A 16,545-nucleotide genomic window follows, 5' to 3' on the forward strand; every position below is an offset into this window, starting at 1 on the left:
CCGTAATTACGGGCGCCGAAAGGGGAAACGGTAGCGGAAACGGCGAAATTCGAAACAACCGCCAAGAACCGAACGGCAAACAACCGCCGAGAACCGAACCGCCAAGAACCGACGGCAAACAACCGCCAAGAACCGAACCGCTAAGCACGCCCGCCCAGACTCGGTAACTCCGCCCGATACAACCAGGGCTCCAACACCGAAGCAGCCCCGCAACCGGGAATCAGCTCGTCGGCAAGAGCAATCAAATCGGATGTTTGAACGTTGCGATGCGCAAAGCGCGCAGTCCACTCCCGGAGCAAGCCGAAGAACGCCTCCTCACCAAAGGCCTCTCGCAAGGCATGCACGGCCAAAGCGCCACGTTTATAGACTCGATCATCGAACATCAGCTCGGGGCCGGGGGCACCGATCACCAGGTCTTCGGGCTGTCCGGCAAGCATCCGATGTGCCAGCCGAGCCCGCTCAGCCACCTCCATCGTTCCGGAAGCCTCGGACCAGATCCATTCCGCATAGCAGGCGAAGCCCTCGTGCAGCCAGATGTCTTCCCAGGAAGAAACCGTGAGCGAATTACCGAACCACTGATGCGATAGCTCATGCGCCACCAGCCGCTGCGCCTCCCAGCTACGATCCAGGTGATTGCGGCCGATAATCGACAGGGTCTGCGCTTCCAAGGGGATGTCCAGCTCATCCTCGGTGACCACCACGGTGTATCCGGGGAAAGGGTACGGTCCAAAGCAGTATTCGAAGGTGTCCATCATGGCGCGCTGTTTGGCCAACCCGGCCAAGGCTCGGGCCCGCAAGCGAGGAGAAACGGCGACGGCCAAGGGGACTTGCTCGGTGTCCATTCGATGCGCGCCACGCGGCTGATCGGAGAGCGGAACCAGCTCGTAGCGACCAATCTGCACGGTAGCCAGGTAGCTAGCCATCGGTTCGAGCTGCTCATAGACCCAGGTCTCGCGGCTCGATTTCACGCTGTGCGCTACCAGGGTGCCATTGCAGACCGGTCGGTAATTCGCATCGGTGCTGACCGAGATCCGGTAGCTTGCCTTCTGGCTCGGATGGTCATTACAGGGGAACCAAGTAGGCGCTCCGGTCGGTTGGCCCGCCACCAGTACCCCGTCAGCCAACTCTTCCCAGCCGACGTCGCCCCATAGCCCCACACTGGGCACCGGATTGCCCTCGTAACGGATCTGGGTGCTGAATTTTTTGTCTTTGCCGATGGGTTCGACCAGGGTGATCAGCAATTGCTCCTCGCGCTGTGCGTACTTGGCCACCTTGACGCTTTTGCCCGCGCTCTTCACCGAAATTTTTGAAGCCCGCAATCCCGCCAGGCTGAGCACGATGGTTTTGAGCTTGCCCCGGGAAACTGCTGTCATCACGGATTTGCCGATCAAGCGATTGCTCGCCAAACGACAGTCCAGCTCCAGATCGTAGTGTTCTACTCGGTAGTCGGCGCAGCCATGACCGGGAGTGTAGCGGTCGAGCGGTTCTTCGGAGCTCATTAATTCCTTCGTGGTTCCCCAGGGCGGACCGGCCCGCTCCAGGGCGAGACCGGATTGCCCATCCAGTAGCTTCCGGCGGGCACGGTCTCTCCGCGCATCACCAGCGACGCCGGCCCGACGGTTCCGCCCCGAGCTACTCGAGCTGCGGGCAGGATTACCCCATGCGGGCCCATCGTGGCGCCGTCCTCCAGAGTAACGGTATCGAGCGCCATGATCCGGTCGTGGAAAAGGTGAGTCTGCACCACGCAGCCGCGATTCACTGTCGAACTCTCACCCAGGGTCACCAGATCGGCCTCGGGCAACCAGTAGGACTCACACCAGGAGCCGTGGCCGATTTTCGCGCCGAGCGCCCGCAACCACCAGACCAAGGCCGGGGTGCCGCTCGCGGCCCGGGCGAACCACGGTGCGGCCACCAGCTCGATGAAGGTATCCACCACCTCGTTGCGCCAAATAAAAGAACTCCAGAGCGGATGCTCACCCACCCGGATTCTGCCGACCAGCAACCATTTGGCCACTACGGCACTACCCGCGGCCACCGCACCGGCCAGCATGATCACGACGCCGCCAAGCACCGCCGCGCTCAGGTAACCCCAGTGCTCGGCTAGCCAGGAGAACAGACTCAGCACGCTGATTGCGATCATTACGGTCAGCACGGTGGGTACAAAGCGGCAGATTTCCCAGAGCGTGCGGGCCAGCTTAAGTTTCTGGGATGGGTCGAAGGTCCGCGAGGAATCCGAATCCTGTGCCACCCGGCGCAATCGCACCGGGGGAGAGCCCAGCCAGGAGGAACCGGCCTTGGCCTTCGCCGGAGTTGCGGAGAGCACCGCAACGAGCGAGTTCTTCGGCACCGAGCGGCCAGCAGCCGTCATTCCGGAATTGCCCAGGAAGGCTCGTTTGCCGATCTTGGCCGGGGCGATATGCACGAAGCCGCCGCCGAGCTCGTAGGAGGCGACCATCGTGTCATCCGCCAGGAATGCGCCGTCGCCCACCGTTGTCATCGAAGGCAACAGAAGTACCGTGGAAGCCTCTACGTTCTTGCCGATCTTGGCACCTAGCAGCCTTAACCAGACCGGGGTGAAAAGCGAGGCATAGATCGGGAAGAGCAGGTCTCGGGCTAAGTCCAGCACTCGTTCGGTGGCCCAAACCTGCCATCCGATCCGGCTGCGGATCGGATGGAACCCCTCGCGCAGACCCAGGCTGAGCAGCCGAACCGTTCCCAGCACCAGCAACATCAGCACCAAGAACCAGAGTAGGGTGGCCAGCGGTGCGGCCAGGAGCAGCCGGAAATAGTTTTCCTGAAGCGCAGCGGGACCAGCTAGTAACAGAGCCAGCCAAGCTGCTGCTGCCGCGGCCAGGAACGGAATCATCGCGAGGCCGGTGGAAGCGAGGGCATAGATGCCCAGCCAGAGCCGGTTGCTGCGTTCCGGTGCCACCGGCCAATCCGGACGTGCCTTGCCCACTCGCTCGGCGGGGGCACCGGAATATTGCTGCCCGGACCGTACCTTGCCTAGCACCGCGGAGCCGGCGGCCACCTGGGCGCCCCGACCCACCCGGGTGCCGGGCATCAGCGTGCTGCGCGCGCCGACCGTGGCATGTGCGCCCACCGAAATGGCCCCGATATGCACGTTATCGCCGTCGATCCACCAACCGGAAAGATCGACCTCCGGCTCAATGGAACTGCCTTCGCCCAGGCTGAGTAGTCCAGTCACCGGAGGTACCGAGTGCAGGCTGACGTCCTTGCCCACCTTGGCTCCGAGTGCCCGGGCATAGTGCGTTACCCACGGGGCGCTGGCCAGCGAGACAGCCTGAGCCAAATCGGCTATCTGCTCGGCCAGCCAAAGCTTCAGATGCACCCTGCCGCTGCGCGGATAAATGCCGGGACCAACCCCGCGCAGTAGGAATCGGGCGGCGAGTACCGAAATACTCATCCGGCCCCAAGGGCTGACAAAAACTGCCCAACTGACCAGCACCCACCACCAGCTAATGGTCGGGAAGTTGACGGCGGGGGCGTACCAACCGAGCAGATTGTTCAGAATCATTAAATAGGTCAGCCAGCGCATGCCCACCAGGATGTGTAGCGGGATTCCCATCAGGGTCTGGAAGACCTGAGATTTACGCGTGGTTCTGCTGACTTCGCGGACGACGGCGGGTTCCCCAGCTTCGTACTCCGGTACGGTTTGGCGGGCCAAGTCCACCAGGGCGCCGAGCCTTGGGTGGGCGTAGATATCGGCCACCGTAATGGTGGGATAGTGTGCGCGCAAGGCGGAGACCAGTTGAGCCGCCGCCAACGAGCCGCCGCCTTGTGCGAAGAAATCTGCGTCCAAGCTGCTAGCCGAACCACCCAGTATGGCGTTCCACTGGTCCATGATCCATTGCGCGTCCGGTGCCAGATTAAGTTCCTTGGCGTCGTCGGCGGAATCGCTTCCTGGCAGTGGCCAAGGCAGGGCGGCGCGGTCGACCTTGCCACTGGTTTTGCTCGGCAAGGTCTCGGTTACTGTCAGCAGCGGAATGAGCGGGGCGGGTAGAGCCTTGCCCAGCGCTGCCCGATAGCTGGCCAGATCGGGGAGGGCTTCACCGTTGCTCACCCCGGCTTCGGAGCTCGGGGATGCCAGTACCAGGTAACCCACCAGGATCTGGTTCCCAGCCGCCGTCGTTTTGACCGCTGCTGCCGCTCCGGCCACCCCGGGCAGGGCCTGTAGCGCCGCATCGATCTCACCCAACTCGATCCGGCGACCACCGAGTTTGATCTGCTCATCGGCCCGGCCCATAAAAACTAGCCCTGCGGTTTCGTAGCGAACCAAGTCACCGCTGCGGTAGGCCCGTTCCCAGCCGAGAGTGGGCATCGGAGCGTACTTCTCGGCGTCCTTCGCTGGGTCCAGATAGCGCGCCAAGCCGACACCGCCAATGATCAATTCGCCAATCTCGCCCGCCGCCACCGGCTTGCCCTCGGCATCGACCACCGCGAGATCCCAGCCGTCCAAGGGCAGACCGATCCGGACCGGGAGCTGCCCGGTGAGCGGGGCAGCGCAGGCCACCACGGTGGCCTCGGTGGGGCCGTAAGTGTTCCAGACCTCGCGGTCCGGCACGGCGAGCCGTTCCGCCAACTCCGGCGGGCAAGCCTCGCCGCCGAAGATCAGCAATCGAACGTTCTCCAGCGCTTCTACCGGCCAGAGCGCCGCCAGGGTAGGCACCGTGGAAACCACCGTGATGCCCTGGGAGATCAGCCAGGGACCGAGGTCCATTCCGGTGCGGACTAGCGAACGGGGTGCGGGCACCAGGCAGGCACCGTGCCGCCAGGCCAGCCACATCTCCTCGCAGGAGGCATCGAAGGCCACCGAAAGCCCGGCTAAAACCCGGTCGGAGGGGCCGAGCGGTCCGCCTGCTGCCTCGGATTGCAAGAACAACCGGGCCTCTGCGTCGACAAAAGCCGCCGAGGAACGATGACTGACCGCCACCCCTTTGGGTGTCCCGGTGGAACCGGAGGTAAAGATCACCCAGGAATCATCCTCCAACCGGGGCGGCCGTGGAGCCGGAAAAGGAGCGGTACGGTTCTTGCCGGTAATGATATTTGGCCGGGCATTCCCACCCTTTTTGGCGGCATGCAGAATGCCAGCCACCTGGGCTTCGGCGAAGACGAGCTTGGCCCGCTCATCCGGGTCGTCTGCATCCACCGGGACGTAGGCGGCGCCAATTAGTAGCACTGCGAGGATGGCGATGTACAGTTCCGCCGTTCCGGACGGGATGCGGACTCCGATCTTGTCCCCGGCTCCCAGCCCAGCCAGGTGCAACTCCTTGGCGTAGGCCTTGACCTCGGAAAGAAGTTCCGCGTAACTCAGCGAACGGCGGCCGTCGTCCAGGGCAGAAGCATCGGGAAAGGCGGCGGCCGTACTATTCAGGATGTCGATCAGCGTCCGGGCGGGCGGAGTGGCTTGGGAGCCGGGCAACTGGGGCAGATACGAGTTCATCGCCGTCGACTCATGGCAGCAGCAACAGCTTTCCGGTGGTCTTGCGCCCTTGTAGATCGCGATGCGCCTGTGCAGCCTCGGCCAGCGGGTAGCGGCCACCGATCCGCACTCGAAGCGAACCGTCGTCGGCGGCGTCGAAGATTTCCGAAGCTCGCCACCGCCGCTCTTCTGCGGTCAAGGTGTGGTGCGCCAGGGTGGGACGGGTCAGGAAGAGCGAACCACCGGAGTTGAGTCGCTGAATGTCCAGCGGCGGCACCGGGCCGGAAGCTGCCCCGTAGAGCACCAGGGTGCCGCGGATTGCCAGCGTGGCCAGCGAGCCGTCGAAGGTGTCCTTGCCCACGCCGTCCAGCACCGCGTCCACTCCTCGACCATCGGTGATTTCCCGGACCTGCTCGGCGAAGCCGCGACCCTGCTGATCTTGATAGTGCAAGACATGATCGGCGCCGGCGTCTTTGGCCAAAGCAGCCTTCTCCGCGGTGGAGACAGTGGTGATGACCGTGGCACCTTTGGCCTTGAGCAGTTGGCTCAGCAGCAAGCCAACTCCGCCAGCGCCGGCATGGGTGAGGATGGTGTGTCCGGCCTCCACTTTGAAGGAGGAATTGATCAGATAGTGCGCGGTCATGCCTTGTAGCGGCAAGGCTGCGGCAACCTCTAGGTCCAGCGCCTGCGGAACTGGAAGCGCTTTTTGGGCATCGATCAGGGTGTATTCGGCGTAGGACTTGCTGCCTTCGGCGGTGGCTACCCGGTCACCGATAGCAAAGTCGCTGACTCCCTCGCCGAGCGCTTCCACGGTACCGGCGGATTCCGCACCGGGAGTGAAGGGAAGGGCAACCGGGTAAATGCCCTCGCGCTGATAGGTTTCGATGTAATTGATCCCGGCGGCCGCTACCTTGACCAGTAACTGTCCCGGCCCGGGAACGGGCTTCTCGACGTCGGCAATCTGCAGAACTTCCGGCCCACCAGGGGTCTGGGCGATGATGGCTTGGCTCATACCACCATGCTATGTGCTTGTGGTGAGATAGCGGCGGAACCGGCGCTCGCCGTCGCGCATCACGGCCCCATGTGCCCAGCCAAAGATCGGGGCCGCCACGGGTGACAGTAGATTCATCCAATGGCGGGTTGTCTGCACCGTCCAGAAGATCCGCAAACGGGTTCCCTGCTGTCCCGAGGGTAGCTCTTCGGCTCGAAAGTAAGCTCTGCCCTGGCCCTGGAGATCGCCGCTGCCCGTCACCTTCAAGAAACGGTTAGTTGCTAGCTCGACGACGATCAGGCTCACTCTGAGCCGGTAGCCAAGTGGACTGCGCACCGTCAACCGTAATTCTGAGCCGGGCAGCAGTGGAGTTTCCACCCGATCGGTATCGCGTAGCGCGGGCCACCAAAGTCGCCAGCTGTGCTGCACCACCAGTTCCTGCCAGCAGCGTTCCGGGGCGACCGGGAGCCGCCAATCGGTTCGGAAAGAATATTTATGCATAAATATTTACACCAATGTATATTTGCAGAAAACTGAGCTACGATCTTGTTATGACAATTTCAGTTGCGGTCTCCGGCGCGAGCGGATACGCCGGTGGTGAATTGCTGCGCTTGCTCAGTAACCATCCGCAGGTCAGCATTGGTGCCATCACCGCGCACAGTAACGCTGGCTCAAGACTAGGCGCACTGCAGCCGCATTTACATAGTCTGAGTGATCGACTGCTCGAAGAGACCACCGCGGCGAACCTGTCCGGGCACGACGTTGTGTTCCTGGCCTTGCCGCACGGCGCCTCGGCGGAACTGGCCGCGCAGCTACCCGCTGAAACGCTCGTGATTGACGCTGGTGCCGATCATCGTCTGGAAGACCCGGCCGCCTGGAAAGCGTTCTACGGTAGCGAGCATTCAGGTTCCTGGCCTTACGGTCTGCCCGAACTGCCCGGCCAGCGAGAGAAGCTCCGGGGCAGCAAACGGATCGCCGTTCCCGGTTGCTATCCGACCGGATCCTTACTCGCACTGGCCCCCGGGTTCGCCGCCGGTATGCTGCTACCCGAGGACGTGGTGATCGTTTCCGCCTCCGGCACCTCGGGCGCGGGCAAATCGCTCAAAGCAAACCTGCTCGGCTCCGAGGTAATCGGCTCGATGAGTCCCTATGGCGTGGGTGGCGGGCACCGGCACACCCCGGAGATCGAACAGGGACTCAGCCAGGTGGCGGGGGAGGCCGTGACGATTTCCTTCACCCCCACGCTGGCACCGATGAGTCGTGGCATTTTGACCACGGCGACCGTCAAGGTGGCTCCGCAATTGGTGAAGGGCGGCAACGTCGCCGAGGAACTGCGCCAGATCTGGGCCGAAGCCTATCAAGATGAGCCCTTCATTCATCTGCTCCCGGAGGGGCAATGGCCAGCTACCCAGAGCGTTTACGGCTCCAATCACGTGGCCCTGCAGCTTGCCTTCGATGAGCATGCTGGTCGCCTGGTGATCTGCGCCGTGATTGACAATCTGACCAAAGGCACCGCCGGTGGAGCGGTGCAGTCGATGAATATCGCCCTTGGTCTGGAAGAGACCCTGGGCCTGGGACAGCAAGGAGTTGCACCATGAGTGTTAGCCACGCCCAAGGATTCCGCGCCGCCGGGGTGACCGCAGGTTTGAAGGCTTCCGGCCGTGCCGACGTCGCACTGGTGGTCAATGACGGGCCACTGAAGAACGCGGCCGCCGTCTTTACCTCCAATCGGGTGGCCGCCGCCCCGGTGCACTGGTCGCGTCAGGTGATTGGTGATGGCCGGGCGGACGCGGTGCTGCTCAACTCCGGTGGTGCCAATGCCTGCACGGGCGCCCAGGGCTTCCAGAACACCCATGCCAGTGCGGAGAAAACCGCTGAACTGCTCGGTATTTCGGCGGCCGATGTGTTGGTCTGCTCCACCGGGCTGATTGGCGAGCAATTGCCGATGGACAAATTACTCCCCGGCGTCGAAGCTGCGGCTGGGCAGTTAGCCCACGACGGCGGCCCGGCGGCAGCGCTGGCGATTATGACCACCGATACGGTGCCCAAGCAGGCGCAGTTCAGCGGACAAACCAACGGTCGAGAATGGAAGCTGGGCGGCATGGCCAAGGGAGCGGGCATGCTCGCCCCGGCGCTGGCCACCATGCTGGTGGTACTGAGCACCGATGCGGTGCTCAGCCCGGAGCAGTTGGACGCTGCCCTGCGGGAAGCCTGCAGGCTGAGCTTTGACCGCACGGACTCTGATGGCTGCATGTCCACCAATGACACCGTGATCCTGCTGGCCTCCGGTGCCAGCGGAGTCACTCCGGAGCAAGACGAATTTCAGGCCGCGCTCACCGAGCTCTGCCAGGATTTGGCTCGTCAGCTCATCGGCGATGCCGAAGGAGCCAGCCACGATATTGCGGTTCGGACCTTCAATGCGGCGAGCGAGGAACAGGCCGTGCTGGTCAGCAAAGCCGTGACTCGCTCCAATCTGTTCAAAACCGCAATCTTTGGTAAGGACCCGAACTGGGGCAGGGTGCTGGCCGCCGTTGGCACCGTGCCAGAAGAACTGGCCAGCTTTGATCCAGACCGGATCAACGTCAGCATGAACGGCGTGCAGATCTGCCGCAATGGCGGCATCGGAGACTCGCGGGACCTGGTCGATCTAGACCCCCGATTGGTCACTGTGGAGATTGACCTAGCCGCAGGCGATGCGGAAGCCACGGTATGGACCAATGACCTGACCCACGATTACGTTCACGAGAACAGCGCGTACTCGTCCTAGGCCCATTGGGTGGGAGGACTGACAGCTTGAGGAGCAAGATGACGAAGAAGCAAGCTCAGGATAAGGCCGCGATCCTGGTCGAGGCACTGCCCTGGATCCAGCGCTTCGCGGGAACCGTAATGGTGGTCAAGTACGGCGGGAACGCGATGATCAGCGAGGAACTGCGCCGCGCCTTCGCCGAGGACATGGTGTTCCTGCACCACGTCGGCATTAAGCCCGTAGTGGTGCACGGCGGCGGACCCCAGATCAACGTCATGCTGAGCAAGCTCGGCATCGAGTCAGAGTTCAAGGGCGGGCTGCGGGTGACCACGCCGGAGGCCATGGACGTGGTGCGAATGGTGCTGACCGGTCAGGTTGGCCGCGAGCTGGTAGGCCTGATCAACACCCACGGCCCTTACGCCGTCGGACTCTCCGGTGAGGACGGCGCACTACTTCAAGCCCGCAAAACCCAGCCCGAACTTGGCCAGGTTGGCGAGGTGGTGGGAGTCAACCCCGGCTCCATCCTGGACCTGCTCGACGCCGGCCGGATCCCGGTGATTTCCACCATCGCCCCGGAAATCGGTGACCCTTCCAGCGTGCTCAACGTCAATGCCGATACCGCAGCCGCCGCCCTGGCCGTGGCGTTGCAAGCCTCCCGGCTGGTGATCCTGACCGATGTGGAGGGACTGTACCGGAACTGGCCGGATAAGGACTCCTTGATCAGCGCGCTGAGCGCGAGCGAACTGCGTGAGCTGCTGCCCAGCCTGGCTTCCGGGATGATCCCGAAGATGGCCGCCTGCTTGGAAGCGGTTGACGGCGGGGTGCAGAGCGCCTCTGTGGTGGACGGACGCAGCCCGCACTCCATGCTGCTGGAGATCTTCACCGCGGCGGGCAATGGAACCCAGATCTTCTCCGATCAAGTGGAACAGCCCGAGGAGCAAGGATGACCCCGATGAATACCCCAGCAAGCGGCGGGGAGAGCTCCGCCGAGCTACTCCGGCCAGAGGTTTCAGCCCCGGTCCATGAATTGGTCCACGAATCGAGCAGCGCTCAGTGGTTGGCTCGCTATCAGCACTCTCTAATGGGCGTTTTCGGTACCCCACAACGCGTCTTGGTGCGTGGTGCCGGAGCCTTGGTCTGGGACGCCGATGGCAAGGAGTATCTGGATCTACTCGGCGGCGTCGCGGTCAATGCACTGGGCCACGCGCACCCCTTTGTCACCTCGGTGATCACCAGCCAGCTGGCCACCCTGGGGCACGTCTCCAATTTCTTCACCAGCCCCACCCAGGTGGCGCTCGCGGAGAAACTGCTACAGATTACCCAAGCCCCCGAAGGTTCCACGGCGTTTTTCACCAATTCGGGCACCGAAGCCAATGAGGCGGCTTTCAAGATTGCTCGGGTCTGGGGGAATCAGAACGCTAAACCCCGCATCCTGGCTCTGGAGGGGGCTTTCCACGGGCGCAGCATGGGAGCCCTCGCGCTGACCGCCAAGGAGGCTTACCGGAAGCCCTTTGAGCCGTTGCCGCCCGGGGTGGAACACCTGCCCTTCGGCGACCTCAATGCCCTGCGGGAAGCCCTGGCCTCCCAGGATGTTGCGGCTCTCTTTGTGGAACCCATCCAGGGCGAAGTAGGCGTTCGCCCGCTGCCCACCGGTTACCTTAAGGCGGCCCGGGAACTCACCCGGCAGGCCGGGGCACTGCTGATTGTCGACGAGGTGCAGACCGGAATCGGACGTACCGGGCAATGGCTGGCGACCCCGGAGATCTACGGTTCCGGATTCAGCCCCGCGGAACTGCCCGACGTCGTGACGCTGGCTAAGGGCTTGGGCAGCGGCTTCCCGATTGGCGCGCTAATCGCGGTAGGCTCCAATATCTCGGGGCTGCTGGGGCCGGGCTCCCACGGCACCACCTTCGGTGGAAATCCGGCGGCCACGGCTGCCGCCTTGGCTACTCTGCACACGATCGAATCCACCGGGCTGCTGGGCCAAGTCCGCACCCGCGGTGAGGCACTGCGGAAGGCGCTGGCCGACGTCGAGCACGTCACCGAAGTGCGGGGCAGCGGCCTACTGATCGGCTTCGACCTCGATCTGCCGATCGCGGCCGCTATGGTGCAAGCCGCCCTGGACGCCGGATTCATTATTAATAGCCCAGGCCCGCAGACCATCCGGTTGGCCCCGCCGCTGATCCTCAGCCAAGAACAATCGGATAGTTTTATCACAGCGCTGCCGAAGATCATCGGTGCCGCCCAGACCCCAGGAGAGTCAGGAACGAAATGACCCGTCACTTCCTTGTCGATACAGACCTGAGCCCGGAAGAGCAGAGCGAGGTGCTTGACTTAGCGCTGCAGCTCAAGCGCAGCCCTTATCTGCGTCAGCCCTTCGCGGCAGAAGGCGCCGGCCGAAAGACCGTTGCGGTGATCTTCGATAAAACCTCCACCCGAACCCGGGTCTCCTTCGCCACCGGGATCGCCGATCTGGGTGGATCACCGCTGGTGATCAATGCGGGGGAGTCCCAACTGGGGCATAAGGAGTCCGTTGCGGACACCACCAAGGTCCTGGAGCGGATGGTCGCGGCCATTGTCTGGCGTACCTTCGGCCAAGCCGGTCTGGAGGAAATGGCAGCGAACTCCCGGGTGCCGGTGATCAACGCGCTCTCCGATGACTACCATCCTTGCCAACTGCTCGCGGACCTGCTCACCGTCAAGGAACATAAGGGTGAACTCAAGGGTCTAACCATGACCTACTTGGGTGACGGCGCCAATAATATGGCTAACTCCTATCTACTCGCCGGGGTGACTGCGGGCATGCATGTGCGGATCGGGGCGCCTGCTGAGTATCAGCCGGATGCGGCCGTGGTGCGCAGTGCACAGGAACGTGCCGAGCAGACCGGTGGTTCGGTGCTGGTCACCGACGATCTGCGGCTCGCCGTCTCCGGGGCAGATGTGCTGGCCACCGATACCTGGGTATCGATGGGACAAGAAGAGGAGAAAGCCGAGCGGACGGAAATCTTCAAGGCTTATTCGCTGGACGCCGAGGCGCTTGCGCTGGCGGCCCCCGAGGCAATCGTGTTGCACTGCCTGCCCGCTTACCGGGGCTACGAGATCTCTGCCGAGGTGATCGACGGCCCGCAATCGGTGGTTTGGGACGAGGCGGAAAACCGTTTGCATGCGCAGAAGGCTCTGCTGGCTTGGTTGATGGAGCGATCGTGAGCTTCGCCGCCGAGGAGCCCGGAATAGCCGGAGCGGAAGACACTCACAGCCTTCCGATTCAACTCATGCCCGCCACCAAGACCGCCCGGCAGGCCAGGATCGCCGCTCTGCTCACCGGCCGCACGGTACGCTCTCAGGCCGAGTTGGCGGAGCTACTGATCGCCGACGGCGTACAGGTCACCCAGGCGACTCTCTCCCGTGATCTGGTCGAGCTTGGTGCGGTCCGGGTGCGTAGCGAAGCCGGATTGGTCTACGCGGTGCCGCAGGCTGGGGTGGACCGCACCCCACACGCCGCGGTGTCCAAGGAGTACCTGGATGCACGCTTGACTCGGCTTTGCGCTGAGTTGCTGGTCACCGCCGAAGCTTCGGCGAACCTGGCGGTACTGCGTACCCCGCCGGGAGCCGCGAACTTCCTGGCGATGGCCATCGATCACTCGGTGTTGCCGGAGATTCTGGGCACCATAGCGGGTGACGATACCGTGCTGATCATCGCCCGGGACCCGCAGGGCGGCGCGGAAATCGCCGACCGCTTCCTGCAATTTGCTCAAGATCCCTCAAACACTCAATAGATTTCTGACTCAGAACCGAAAGGAACCTTCAATGACTGGCTCTAATAACAGGATCGTGCTTGCCTACTCCGGTGGCTTAGACACCTCGGTAGCCATTGGCTGGATTGGCGAGGCCACTGGTGCCGAAGTGATCGCGGTGGCGGTCGACGTCGGCCAGGGCGGCGAATCGCTGGAAACCGTCCGGCAGAGGGCGCTCGGCTGCGGTGCCGTGGAGGCCTATGTGGCCGATGCCCGCGACGAGTTCGCCAATGAGTACTGCATGCCCACTTTGAAGGCAAACGCTCTTTACCAGGGGCACTACCCGCTGGTTTCTGCCATCTCCCGTCCGGTGATCGTCAAGCATCTGGTCAAGGCCGCCCGCGAGTTCGGTGCCACCACGGTGGCTCACGGCTGCACCGGCAAGGGCAACGATCAGGTTCGCTTCGAAGTTGGCATTCAGACCCTGGGACCGGACCTGAAGTGCATTGCCCCGGTTCGGGACTTGGCGCTGACCCGCGATAAGGCGATTGAGTACGCCGAGCGGAACAACCTGCCGATCGAGACCACCAAGAAGAACCCCTACTCCATTGACCAGAACGTCTGGGGCCGTGCCGTAGAAACCGGTTACCTCGAGGACATCTGGAACGGTCCCACTAAGGACATCTACGATTACACCGCAACGCCCGAGTTCCCGCCGACCCCGGACGAGGTAGTGATTTCCTTCCAGGCTGGTGTGCCGGTCGCCGTGGACGGGGTTGCGCTTTCCCCGCTGCAAATCATCCAGGAACTCAATCGTCGGGCCGGTGCCCAAGGCGTGGGCCGGATCGATGTGGTGGAGGACCGCCTGGTCGGTATTAAGAGCCGCGAGATTTACGAAGCTCCCGGTGCAATGACCCTGATCGCTGCGCATAAGCATCTAGAAGATGTCACCATCGAGCGAGAGCAAGCCCGATTCAAGGCCACTGTGGGCCAGCGCTGGTCCGAACTGGTCTACGACGGCCAGTGGTTTTCGCCGCTCAAGCGCTCGCTGGATGTGTTCATCGAAGACACTCAGAAGTATGTTTCGGGGGATATCCGGTTGACCCTGCACGGTGGGGTAGCACAGGTGAATGGTCGCCGCAGCAACACCGGTCTCTATGACTTCAATCTGGCCACTTACGATACCGGCGATACCTTCGACCAGTCGCAGGCTAAGGGCTTCATCGAGCTCTGGGGAATGTCCGCTAAGACGGCCTCCAGCCGGGATCAGCGGGTTGCTTCATCCGGTGCGGGAGCATGAGCGAATCGTCTTCCTCGACCACTAACAAGGGCTCCCTCTGGGGCGCGCGCTTCGCTGGTGGACCAGCCGATGCGCTGGCAGCGCTGAGCAAATCCACCGATTTCGACTGGCGCTTGGCCCGCTACGATTTGGCCGGTTCCCGGGCTCATGCCCGGGTGCTGGGCCGGGTCGGGCTGCTGAACGAAGCCGAGCTGACCGGCATGCTGGCCGCCCTGGATCGGCTTGATCAGGACGTCAGCTCTGGTGCTTTTGTGGCCGCCGAATCAGATGAGGATGTGCACGGTGCGCTGGAGCGCGGGCTGATTGAACGTGCCGGGGCGGAACTGGGTGGCAAGCTGCGCGCCGGGCGCTCCCGGAACGATCAGATCGCCACTCTGGGACTAATGTTCTTGCGCGATCATGCTCGTTTGGTGGGTCAGGGCGTGCTAGCCACCATTGATGCGTTATTGGCTCAAGCCACGGCGCATCATGGCGTGGCGATGCCCGGTCGTACCCATTTGCAGCACGCCCAGCCGGTGCTTTTGAGTCATCATTTGATGGCTCATGCCTGGGCTTTGCTGCGCGATCTGCAACGTCTTCAGGACTGGGACCGGCGGGCCGCCGTCTCGCCTTACGGCTCTGGTGCATTGGCTGGTTCCTCACTCGGCCTGGACCCGAACGCCGTCGCGAGTGAACTGGGCTTTAATTCGGCAGTCTGGAACTCGATTGACGGTACGGCCGCGCGGGATGTTTTCGCCGAATTCTCCTGGATTACGGCCATGATTGGGGTGAATCTCTCCCGGATCAGCGAGGAGGTCATTCTTTGGGCTACTAAGGAGTTCTCCTTCGTCACCCTCGATGATTCTTACTCCACCGGATCCTCGATTATGCCGCAGAAGAAGAACCCGGATGTGGCCGAGTTGGCGCGAGGTAAGGCTGGCCGACTGATCGGTGATCTGACCGGGCTGTTGGCTACCTTGAAGGGCTTGCCGCTGGCCTACAATCGGGATCTTCAGGAGGATAAGGCACCGGTTTTTGATGCCGCCGATAACCTCGAACTCCTCTTGCCCGCGGTTTCCGGGATGATCGCCACGCTGACCTTCAACACCGAACGGCTGCAAGAGCTTGCGCCGCTAGGTTTTGCGCTGGCCACCGATATCGCCGAATGGCTGGTGCGGCAGGGGGTTCCCTTCCGGGAGGCACACGAGCTCTCCGGGGCAGCGGTAAAACTGGCCGAATCGCGAGGTGTGGAGCTCTGGGACTTGAGCGATCAGGAATATGCCTCGATCTCGGCACATTTGACGCCCGAGGTGCGCAGCGTGCTCTCCACCGAGGGATCGCTGGCTAGTCGCAACGCCCAGGGCGGGACCGCCCCTTCGGCAGTATTGGAACAGCGGGCGGCGTTCGAGGCGCAGCTTGCCCCGATCCGGGATTTCGTCGCTCCGGCCTAAGACTGGCTTAGTCTGAGTGGATGAGCGATGAACTCCGGCGGCGCCTCCGAGGACTACCCGTCTTCCCCGAGCAGTTGCCAGAACTGGATTTGAAGAGCTCCCCGGCGCAACCCGGGGAGCTCTTCCTGGATTGGCTGGAACAAGCCATTTCGGCAGGTTTGCTTCAGCCGCATGCCTTTTCTTTGGCGACTGCTGCTGTAACCGGCGCACCCTCTTCACGGATGCTGATTTTGAAGAATCTAGAGCAGGATCGTTGGTACTTCGCCACCTCACGGCTCTCGCGTAAGGGCCTTGAATTAGCACAGAATCCGCAGGCCGCGATGAACTTTTACCACGCCGAACCGGGGCGTCAGGTGCGAGTCTGCGGCCCGGTTCGCTTGCTGAGCGCGGAGGCGAGCGCCCAAGACTGGCAGGAACGGCCCAGCTCCGACGGAGCCAAGAACCCGGATTGGCAGCTCTACGCCTTGGAAGCCCTTGAAGTGGAATTTTGGCAGGCCCGGCACGACCGGCAGCATCGTCGGTTGATTTATCGGCGGGATGCTCCGGATGCTGCCTGGTCCTCGACACCGCACTCCTAGACGCTTCGCTAGGTTTAATTCCTCGCTTCGCCAGCCTCCCTTCCTCGCTACCTCGCTTCGCGATAGCTCTCTGACTTCGCGATAGCCCACTGCGGCGTCATTGGGCTATCGCGAAGCTAATGGACTATCCCCAGGCGCAAGGGGCCACGCGATAGCGCCTATCGTCCTCCCAAAACTCGCGAGCTCGTTTCGGGGCCCTCGGACTGGGGCCACGCGCCCGAGGGACCCGCGTCGAGGGACGAGACGTGGGAGGGAGTGGGGATAGCGCCTATCGTCCTCCCAAAACTCGCGAGCTCGTTTCGGGGCCCTCGGACGATAGGCTG

At 62.9% G+C, this 16,545-nt stretch carries 13 protein-coding genes; 9 read left to right on the forward strand and 4 right to left on the reverse strand.

Annotated features, from left to right (window positions below; all coding sequences use genetic code 11):
• Window positions 1-140: 140 nt before the first annotated feature.
• The 4 genes from FHU41_RS00095 to FHU41_RS00110 are packed head-to-tail and all read right to left on the reverse strand — an operon-like array spanning window position 141 to window position 6,935.
• Complete coding sequence (locus tag FHU41_RS00095; RefSeq protein WP_179387661.1) at window positions 141-1,499, reverse strand: M1 family metallopeptidase; 1,359 nt, start codon at window positions 1,497-1,499, stop codon at window positions 141-143.
• Entirely contained in the window at window positions 1,499-5,464 is a 3,966-nt protein-coding gene (locus tag FHU41_RS00100; RefSeq protein ID WP_179387662.1) for a Pls/PosA family non-ribosomal peptide synthetase, read from the reverse strand. Before FHU41_RS00100 ends, FHU41_RS00095 begins: the two co-directional genes overlap by 1 nt.
• 10 nt (window positions 5,465-5,474) lie before the next feature.
• Window positions 5,475-6,455 (reverse strand): quinone oxidoreductase family protein, encoded by a 981-nt coding sequence (locus tag FHU41_RS00105; protein WP_179387663.1) that lies wholly within the window; start codon window positions 6,453-6,455, stop codon window positions 5,475-5,477.
• Between the two features lie 9 nt (window positions 6,456-6,464).
• Window positions 6,465-6,935, reverse strand: a complete 471-nt coding sequence (locus tag FHU41_RS00110) for an SRPBCC family protein (RefSeq protein ID WP_179387664.1) — start codon at window positions 6,933-6,935, stop codon at window positions 6,465-6,467.
• 50 nt (window positions 6,936-6,985) lie between these two features.
• On the opposite strand from FHU41_RS00110, the gene argC reads away from it, so the two are divergent.
• The 9 genes from argC (at window position 6,986) to FHU41_RS00155 (ending at window position 16,222) form a co-directional block, all read left to right on the forward strand.
• Complete coding sequence (argC, locus tag FHU41_RS00115) at window positions 6,986-8,032, forward strand: N-acetyl-gamma-glutamyl-phosphate reductase (RefSeq protein ID WP_179387665.1); 1,047 nt, start codon at window positions 6,986-6,988, stop codon at window positions 8,030-8,032.
• Window positions 8,029-9,201, forward strand: a complete 1,173-nt coding sequence (gene argJ, locus FHU41_RS00120; RefSeq protein ID WP_179387666.1) for a bifunctional glutamate N-acetyltransferase/amino-acid acetyltransferase ArgJ — start codon at window positions 8,029-8,031, stop codon at window positions 9,199-9,201. Before argC ends, argJ begins: the two co-directional genes overlap by 4 nt.
• 38 nt (window positions 9,202-9,239) lie before the next feature.
• Complete coding sequence (gene argB / locus FHU41_RS00125) at window positions 9,240-10,127, forward strand: acetylglutamate kinase (protein WP_179387667.1); 888 nt, start codon at window positions 9,240-9,242, stop codon at window positions 10,125-10,127.
• 5 nt (window positions 10,128-10,132) lie between these two features.
• Window positions 10,133-11,455 carry an acetylornithine transaminase gene (locus tag FHU41_RS00130; protein WP_179387668.1) on the forward strand — a complete coding sequence of 441 codons (1,323 nt, stop codon included), beginning with the start codon at window positions 10,133-10,135 and terminating at the stop codon, window positions 11,453-11,455.
• Window positions 11,452-12,387: an ornithine carbamoyltransferase gene (gene argF / locus FHU41_RS00135; protein ID WP_179387669.1), complete on the forward strand. Its 936-nt coding sequence runs from the start codon at window positions 11,452-11,454 to the stop codon at window positions 12,385-12,387. The genes FHU41_RS00130 and argF overlap by 4 nt, the downstream gene beginning before the upstream one ends.
• 65 nt (window positions 12,388-12,452) lie before the next feature.
• Window positions 12,453-12,956 (forward strand): arginine repressor, encoded by a 504-nt coding sequence (locus tag FHU41_RS00140; protein ID WP_179389034.1) that lies wholly within the window; start codon window positions 12,453-12,455, stop codon window positions 12,954-12,956.
• Between the two features lie 31 nt (window positions 12,957-12,987).
• The gene (locus FHU41_RS00145) at window positions 12,988-14,214 is read left to right on the forward strand and encodes an argininosuccinate synthase (protein WP_179387670.1); all 1,227 of its coding nucleotides are present in this window, start codon (window positions 12,988-12,990) and stop codon (window positions 14,212-14,214) included.
• Entirely contained in the window at window positions 14,211-15,644 is a 1,434-nt protein-coding gene (argH, locus tag FHU41_RS00150) for an argininosuccinate lyase (RefSeq protein ID WP_179387671.1), read from the forward strand. Before FHU41_RS00145 ends, argH begins: the two co-directional genes overlap by 4 nt.
• A gap of 20 nt (window positions 15,645-15,664) precedes the next feature.
• Window positions 15,665-16,222: a pyridoxine/pyridoxamine 5'-phosphate oxidase gene (locus tag FHU41_RS00155; RefSeq protein ID WP_179387672.1), complete on the forward strand. Its 558-nt coding sequence runs from the start codon at window positions 15,665-15,667 to the stop codon at window positions 16,220-16,222.
• The last annotated feature ends 323 nt before the right edge of the window (window positions 16,223-16,545 follow it).

The organism is Psychromicrobium silvestre (assembly GCF_013408295.1).
GTDB lineage: Bacteria > Actinomycetota > Actinomycetes > Actinomycetales > Micrococcaceae > Renibacterium > Renibacterium silvestre.